The sequence below is a fragment of the Halorubrum sp. SD626R genome (genome assembly GCF_001261915.1).
Classification (GTDB): Archaea; Halobacteriota; Halobacteria; order Halobacteriales; family Haloferacaceae; genus Halorubrum.
This window is the reverse complement of sequence record NZ_CVRT01000091.1, coordinates 1-5,195: the sequence shown is the minus strand read 5'-3', so window position 1 is coordinate 5,195 and position 5,195 is coordinate 1. Positions and strand designations below refer to the sequence as shown.

Here is a 5,195-nt window from a genome sequence, read left to right as displayed (position 1 = left end):
GGTCCTCGGTGTCGAGCGTCTCGCCCTCCTTGAACTTCTGGTAGATCTCCTCGGCCTCCTCCTTCTCCTCCTCGCGCTTCTCCGCGCGCTCGTCCTTCCGCTCGCGCTCCTCTTCCTTGTCGAGCTCGCGCAGGCGCTTCTGAACGCGTACGAAGTCCTCGTGGTGCCGGTCGGCGGCCTCCTGAGCCTCCACGAACAGCTCGTGCATCTCGTCGGCCTCGTCCCGGATGTCGTCGGCCTCGCGGTAGGCCTCGATCATCTGGTTATGGTGCTCTTGGGCCTTGTCCGCGAGCTCCGTCACCTTCTGGTGGTGCTGGGACGCCTCGGAGCGGACCTCCTCGGCCTCCTCGACGAGGTCGTCGAGCTCGCTGGTGTCGTCGACCTTCTCCTTCTTCTCGGCGAGCTTCTCGCGCTTCTCGTCGATCTTCTCGATGAGCTCGCGCTCGTCTTCGGCGTCGAGGACCTCCGTCTGCTGGCGGAACTCCAGGTCCTCGATCTCCTCTTTGAGCTCCTCGATGGACTTGCCGGAGCCGAGCTCCATGTCCGATTTGAGCTCCTCGACCTCGTCGAACAGCTCGTTGGCCTCGGCGTTGAGCTCGTTGCGCTTGTCCTTGTGCTCCTGGACCTGCTCGTTGAGCTCGTCGCGTTTCTCGCGGTGTTCCTGGGCCTCGTCGACCTTCTCGCGCGTCTTCGCGTTGAGGTCGTCGCGCTTGGAGGCGCGCTCGGAGGCCATCTGGTTCAGCTCGTTGCGTCGGTCCCGCAGCTGACCGGCGCGCTTGATGAGCTGTCCCTTCGACCCGTTGTCGAGGTCGTCCTCGGAAAGGTCCACGTTGTCCGCTTCGTCCATCGGTTCGATCTCGTACTGCTCGATGACTTCGTCTTTCGTTACCATTTTTTATCTCTCCATCACCGCTCCGGGGGTAGCAGTCGCTCGCCGTTGTGCGTTGGGCCGTTCACAAGAGCTCCCGTTCATTTCAGCGTGCGATCCCACCAGCGCCGGAGGCGTTCTGGTACCAGAACATACCACTAGCCGACATATAAAGACTTCGGTGATTCGGTTGTAACCCGGTAGCACGGGCCGTATACCCGGCGATCCGTGGCGAACGATCACACACCCGTCGCTATTTATGAAACGTTAGACAAGGGAGCGGCGGGACGTCTCCCGGGGTCTCACGAGCGCCCGTCCCGGATCTCGTACGAGAGCACGATCCCGTCGTCGAACCGCTCCGCGTCGACCAGGTCGAGCCGCGGGAACGCCTCCGTGAACCCCTCGCCGTCGGCGAGCGTCGGCGCGTCGCGGCCGCCGATCACCATCGATCCGACGTAGACGTGGAGCTCGTCGACGAGTCCCGCCGCGAAACAGGAGTAGATCACCTCGCCGCCGCCCTCGACCATCAGGCGGTCGACGCCGCGGTCGGCCAGTTCGTCGAATCCGGCGGCGAGGTCGACGTGGCCCTCGTCGGTCTCCTCTTCGACCGCGACGACCTCCGCGCCGGCCGCCGTCAGCGCCTCGCGGCGCTCCTCGGTCGCCGCCGCCGAGACGAGGAGGTACGTCGTCGCCGCGTCGTCGAGGATCCGGGCGTCGGTCGGCGTCCGCCCCGCCGAGTCGACGACGACGCGGGCCGGGTGGCCGGGACGCCCGTTCCGCAGGCGCTGGACGCGGCGGTCCTCCTCGTCGAGCGTGAGGTGCGGGTCGTCGGCGAGCACCGTCCCGACGCCCACGAGCACCGCGTCCGCGGCGGCCCTGACGCGGTCGACGCGGTCGAAGTCCTCCGGGCCCGAGATGCGGAGCTGCTCCCGGCGCCGCGTCGCGAGCTTCCCGTCGACGCTCTGGGCGGCGTTGACGACGACGTGCATACGCGTGCGTGTCGGGGCCGACGAATGGTCGTTTCGGTCGATTCCCCCGCGTCGCTGATCCGGACTACTCCGCGCCGCCGACCCCGTTCCGCACCTTGACGGCGACGCCGCTCGCGAACGCCTCGGCCTCCGCGCCGGAGAGCTCCGCGCGGCCGACCGCGAACAGCGCGTCCGCCTCGTCGACGACGAGCACCTCGTCGCCCGGGCGGATCCTGTCGTCGGCCGCGACCACGAACTTCGCGAAGGCGTTGCGCCCCTCGCGGACGAACGGCTCGCTCTCCTCGCCGACGAACATCCGGTGTCGCGGCCGGTCGAACGCCTCCCGCAGCCGCCCGCCGCCGGCGACGCCGAGCGTGAAGCGCCCGTCGGTGCCGTACGAGACGAGGCGGTCGCCCTCGGAGCTCCCGGGCGTGTCGTCGACGTCGCCGACGATCACCTGTCGCGGGCGGCCGCCGCTCGACCGGCGGAGGGTCAGCGGCTCGTCGGGGGGAAAGAGGGCGCGGCCCGCGCCGGCGCCGAACTGGTAGTCGGCGCCGGTCCGGAGGTCCGCGAGCGCGTCGGCGTCGGTCATACCCGCACTCCCCCGGCCACGCGCAAAGCCGTTACGACACGGCCCGAACGATACGGCACGCGAAGCACGCCTACAGCTCGATCCGGTCGACGATCGACGTCGCTCCGTCCTCGTCGCTGTGGGTGTTGATCGCGATCGTCTGGATCCGGTCTTCCAGCAGCGACCCCTCCATCTTCGCCTTCAGCAGGGAGTCCACCTGGTAGACGCCCGCGGCGTTGTTCATCCGGATGACGACCTGTACGGGGGTTTTCTCGCCTTTTCGCAGCGAGACGCGCTCGATCGCCTGCGAGGAGACGGTGTTGATCCCGCGGCCGCCCTCCTCGTAGGGGACCCGCGAGCGCCCGCGCTCCATGTCGAGGCCGTCGGCGATGCGGACGACGCCGGCCTCCAGCGTCAGCGGCTGCTCCTCGGTGTGGTGACAGAGGATGGCGTGGAGCACCTCGGCCTTCACGCGCACCCGCTCGGCCACGTCGTAGAAGGAGGGCAGGAGGTCGTCGAGCAGGTCGGCCGCGAGCGGGATCGAGTAGTACGGGTGGTCGTGGCGGTGGACGACGTGACCGATGTCGTGGAGCGTCGCCGCGAGCGCGATGATCACGGGCTCGTCGGCCTCGTCGAGCCCCTGCTGGCGGGCGCCGTTGAACTCGACGCCCCCGTCCTTCAGCAGGTCGTACAGCCGCAGCGCGCGGTCCCGGACGATCTCGACGTGTTTCGAGCCGTGGTCGTTGTACCCCTTCCGGTCGACGGGGTTGACGTTCTGCGCCTCCAGGTACGCGGCGATCTCCTCGTCCGCGGCGATCCGGGCGAGGACCTCGTTGAGGCGGTCGTCGGGGAAGGCGTGGTCGGCCTCGGGGTCGTACTCGTGGCGGTCGGCGTCGGTGTCGGCGTCGAGGTCCGGGTCGCCGGCGTCGCCCTCGCTCGCCGGACCGGGCTCGTCCGGATCGATCGCGGGGTCGCTGGGATCGGCCATGAGATCGGTGCAGACGAGCCGCCGGGGTAAAAGGTGTGCGTGCTCGCGGCCGCCGCCGCGGTCCGGGTCCCGCACCGCGAACGGCCGGGCCGGTCCCCGCTCCGCGAACGGTCAGACCTGCCCATCTCGCCCCTCGACGGCAGTTTCGACCCGAGACAAAATCTATAAGCGGCGGAGGGTCCCACTACGGGTGTGAACTCATCCGCGTCCGGACGCGGCCCGCCGACGCCGTCAGCGACGCGGCTCTTCTCGAAGAAACGCGCGTGAGCCGTCCGCCGGCGGGAGTGGCGACCCCGTCCCGGACGACCCCCGACCCGCGCGCATCGTTCGTTTCCCGACCGCAGACGACGCGGACACCGACCGACCGCAGACACCGACCGCCCACCCATGACAGACGCGACAACAACGACGCCGTACGGCGCACAGACGGACCGAGAACAGACGGACGAGCCCTTCGAGGGGGTGTATCCCGCGATGACGACCCCGTTCACCGACGACGACGAGGTCGACCACGCGCAGCTCGCCGACAACGCCCGCTACCTCGAACGCGCGGGCGTCGACGGGGTCGTCCCCGTCGGCTCCACCGGCGAGTCGGCGACGATGACCCACGACGAGCACGTCGACGTGATCGAGACGGTCCGCGACGCCCTCGACGACATCCCGGTCATCGCCGGCACCGGCTCGAACAACACCGCGGAGGCGCTCTCGCTCTCTCGGCGCGCCGCCGACGCCGGCGCCGACGGGCTCCTCCTCATCTCCCCGTACTACAACAAGCCGGAGCCGCAGGGGTTCCTGAACCACTACCGGACGATCGCCGACGAGGTCGACCTGCCGCAGATCGTCTACAACGTCCCGAGCCGGACGGGCCAGTCGATCCCCGTCGACGTCACGGTCGAGCTCGCGGAACACCCGAACATCCGGGGATACAAGGCGGCGTCCGGCGACCTGAACCTGATCAGCGAGGTCATCGAGCGCACCCGCGACGAGGCGTTCTCCGTGCTCTCCGGCGACGACGGGCTCACGCTCCCCGTGCTCTCGATCGGCGGCACGGGCACCATCAGCGTCGTCGCCAACGTCGAGCCGGAGCGCTCCTGCGCGATGGTCGGCGCCGCGCTCTCGGGCGACTACGACCGCGCCCGCGCGCTCCACCACGAGCTCTCGCCGCTCGTCCGCGAGCTGTTCGCCGAGACGAACCCGATCCCGGTGAAGGAGGCGATGCACGTCCGCGGTAGAGGCGGGCCGGCCGTCCGCTCGCCGCTCTCGCGGCTCTCCGAGGGGCGCCGCGAGGTCCTGCGCGAGCTGCTCGCCGAGTACGATGAGGCCGCTCCCGGAACCGTCGACCCGGAGGCCGTCGATCCGGATACCGTCGCGCCCGCGGCGACGGGTGACGGCGAATGAGCGGCGGGGCGACCGACGCGCTCCGGATCGCCGTCACCGGCGCCGGCGGTCGGATGGGCCGCGAGGTGATCGAGGCCGCCGCCGACCGCGGGGGCGTCGCCGTCGCCGTCGCGGTCAACCGCACCGCGACCGATCCCGTCGCGGGCGTCGAGGTCGACGCCGCAGACCGGCTCGGAGAACTGCTCGCGGCCGAGGATCCCGACGTCCTCGTCGACTTCACCGGCCCCGAATCGGCGGTCGCGTACGCCGCGGCCTGCGCCGAGGCGGGCGTCCCGATGGTCACCGGCACGACCGGGTTCGAGGCGAATCAGCTCGACGGCCTCCGGGCCGCGAGCGAGTCGGTGCCCGTGCTCAAGGCGTCGAACTTCGCGCGCGGCGTCGCCGCGCTCCGCCGGGCGGTCC

At 70.2% G+C, this 5,195-nt stretch carries 5 protein-coding genes and 1 pseudogene; 2 read left to right on the top strand and 4 right to left on the bottom strand.

Annotated elements, in window-relative coordinates:
* From SD626R_RS09795 to SD626R_RS09780, 4 genes are all read right to left on the bottom strand, one after another.
* The coding region (locus SD626R_RS09795) for a coiled-coil protein (protein ID WP_092566136.1) at window positions 1-892 on the bottom strand (892 nt) is incomplete at its 3' end.
* A gap of 278 nt (window positions 893-1,170) precedes the next feature.
* Entirely contained in the window at window positions 1,171-1,857 is a 687-nt protein-coding gene (locus tag SD626R_RS09790) for a 2,5-diamino-6-(ribosylamino)-4(3H)-pyrimidinone 5'-phosphate reductase (protein ID WP_092566134.1), read from the bottom strand.
* 64 nt (window positions 1,858-1,921) lie between these two features.
* Window positions 1,922-2,428 (bottom strand): PUA domain-containing protein, encoded by a 507-nt coding sequence (locus SD626R_RS09785; protein WP_092566132.1) that lies wholly within the window; start codon window positions 2,426-2,428, stop codon window positions 1,922-1,924.
* Between the two features lie 70 nt (window positions 2,429-2,498).
* Window positions 2,499-3,395 carry an HD domain-containing protein gene (locus tag SD626R_RS09780; RefSeq protein ID WP_092566130.1) on the bottom strand — a complete coding sequence of 299 codons (897 nt, stop codon included), beginning with the start codon at window positions 3,393-3,395 and terminating at the stop codon, window positions 2,499-2,501.
* A 387-nt stretch (window positions 3,396-3,782) separates the two neighbouring features.
* Here SD626R_RS09780 and dapA point away from each other — a divergent pair, with 387 nt between their 5' ends.
* Window positions 3,783-4,793 (top strand): 4-hydroxy-tetrahydrodipicolinate synthase, encoded by a 1,011-nt coding sequence (gene dapA / locus SD626R_RS09775; RefSeq protein ID WP_092566128.1) that lies wholly within the window; start codon window positions 3,783-3,785, stop codon window positions 4,791-4,793.
* Window positions 4,790-5,195, top strand: a pseudogene (locus SD626R_RS09770) (4-hydroxy-tetrahydrodipicolinate reductase); the annotation flags it as partial. The gene dapA and the pseudogene SD626R_RS09770, both read left to right, overlap by 4 nt.

Bases quoted from the DNA above. Each gene is read 5' to 3' on its own strand.
- SD626R_RS09790 (WP_092566134.1), bottom strand. From the start codon at position 1,857: ATGCACGTCGTCGTCAACGCCGCCCAGAGCGTCGACGGGAAGCTCGCG.
- dapA (WP_092566128.1), top strand. From the start codon at position 3,783: ATGACAGACGCGACAACAACGACGCCGTACGGCGCACAGACGGACCGA.
- SD626R_RS09785 (WP_092566132.1), bottom strand. From the start codon at position 2,428: ATGACCGACGCCGACGCGCTCGCGGACCTCCGGACCGGCGCCGACTAC.
- SD626R_RS09780 (WP_092566130.1), bottom strand. From the start codon at position 3,395: ATGGCCGATCCCAGCGACCCCGCGATCGATCCGGACGAGCCCGGTCCG.